At 54.6% G+C, this 1,902-nt stretch carries 2 protein-coding genes; one reads left to right on the top strand and one right to left on the bottom strand.

The window, feature by feature from the left end; genetic code table 11:
• The first annotated feature begins 294 nt into the window (after positions 1–294).
• The gene (locus tag J5224_RS26095) at positions 295–1,308 is read left to right on the top strand and encodes an ADP-ribosylglycohydrolase family protein (RefSeq protein ID WP_264628092.1); all 1,014 of its coding nucleotides are present in this window, start codon (positions 295–297) and stop codon (positions 1,306–1,308) included.
• Between the two features lie 45 nt (positions 1,309–1,353).
• On the opposite strand, the gene J5224_RS26090 is transcribed toward J5224_RS26095, so the two are convergent.
• Positions 1,354–1,902, bottom strand: a 549-nt coding sequence (locus J5224_RS26090) for a GntR family transcriptional regulator (protein WP_264628091.1), incomplete at its 5' end; no start/stop codon positions are given.

The following is a 1,902-nucleotide window of genomic DNA, read 5'->3' as shown; positions in this document are numbered from 1 at the left end:
GTGTATGAACAAAACCTGCGCGCCTGTGCCTTTTACCAGAAGCAGGGCTTCTCCCCGGTAAAACGCACGTTCCCCGCGGAAACCAACGCCCCCGCGCAGATTATGCTATGGGAAAAAACGGCCTGACGCCTCGCTCCCTTATTGCCCCAGCCCCATGCCGATCGGCCGCACGAATGGTATCCTGTTACGTAGGATTTTTGTTCAAAGACACGGCTAATGGTATTATATTGGTATTAGATTAGTGCCACCAATGCATCACCCGCGTTACCTATAACAACAATCAGAGTACAGCTTATGCCATCAACATTAGAGAGTCATATCGCCGGGGCGTTATATGGGCAAATGCTAGGGGATGCGATGGGAATGCCATCGGAGCTGTGGCCGCGAGCACGCATCAAAGCACATTTTGGGTGGATCGATCGTTTTCTGCCGGGCCCTGCGGATAACATCGCCGCCTGCTATTTCTCGGCGGCACAATATACCGATGACACCGCCATGGCGCTGGCACTTGCCGATGCGCTGATTGAATGCGAGGGGGATGTTGTGCCTGAAGTCATTGGTAACCACATCCTCACTTGGGCGCTACAGTTTGGTGCCTTTGAGAAAAATATTCTTGGCCCCAGTTCCAAAACGGCGCTTTTTGCCCTCAAACAGGGTGCTGATATCAGCACGCTAGAAAATAACGGCATCACCAATGGTGCGGCGATGCGTGTTTCTCCGCTGGGCTGCCTGCTACCGCCCATGCCATTGTCCGATTTCATCGATGCCGTAGCGCTCGCGTCTAGCCCTACTCACAAATCAGATATCGCGGTGGCTGGCGCTACCGTTATCGCCTGGGCAATCTCTCAGGCTATTGCGGAACAAAGCTGGTCGGAGATTCGGGCGGCATTACCCGTAGTGGCACAAACCGCGCAGGAAAAACGCGTAACCACCTACAGCCCGGCGCTGTCCGCACGTCTGCAACTGGCGTTGGAAACTGTGCAGAATGCACCCGACGACGACGCCGCGTTAGAGCAGATTTATCAACTGATTGGTACTGGAACGGAGATCATCCAGTCCGTGCCCGCCGCCATTGCGATGGTGGAGTTGGCGCACACCGAGCCGAATCGTTGTGCCATTCTGTGCGCCAATCTGGGTGGCGATACCGATACCATCGGTGCCATGGCAACGGCTATCTGTGGTGCACTCCACGGTGTCGAAAGCATTGATCCGGATTTCAAACGGCAGTTGGATGAGGTCAACGCGCTGGACATCGACGCGTACAGTTCCGCATTAGCTCAGCTGCGTCAGCGCCGCATGACGGTTTAAACAGTAGCGCGTGTGATAACGGCGATCGTTCGATTGGGACAGGTGTTAGTCCTCTGAATAGAAGACATACATATCGGCACGACAATAGTTAACGCTGTAATCAAGCGGACGCTGATTACTATCAAACGCCAGCGATTTCACCACCAAAACCGGTAGCGTTGCTGGCGTATTTACACACTGGATAAACTCGTGCGACGGCGATTGTGCCGATACCCAGTTGCGCGTTCGAACAGGTGCAATGCCCTGGCTGCGGAAATACGCATAGAGAGAAATGTCGATCTGTTCGACGTCGGCAATCAGGTGCAGCGGCACATAGTTCTCTTCGATGGAGACAGGCTCGCCATCAATGTCACGCACGCGTTTGAGCAGGTAGACGTCGCAGCCCGCAGAGATCTGCAAATGCTCCGCAATTTCCGCCCGACAAGGAACCCGCGTTTTACTGATCCACAGTGTGCCCGGCGTTTTTCCTGTTGCTACCACCTGCTGGGAGAAACCCATTGCCGGTTTCAGGTGATACTCAAGTTGGTGGTTAACGTAGGTACCGTAACCGCGACCACGCACCACAATCTCCTGCTCGGCCAGCAGTTCCAGCGC

Source organism: Candidatus Symbiopectobacterium sp. NZEC135, from assembly GCF_025962695.1.
Note: the sequence above shows the minus strand (reverse complement) of the source record. Positions and strands in the feature narration are given on the sequence as shown.

Excerpts from the sequence above, each read along its gene's own strand:
- J5224_RS26095 (WP_264628092.1), top strand. The coding sequence starts at position 295 with ATGCCATCAACATTAGAGAGTCATATCGCCGGGGCGTTATATGGGCAA.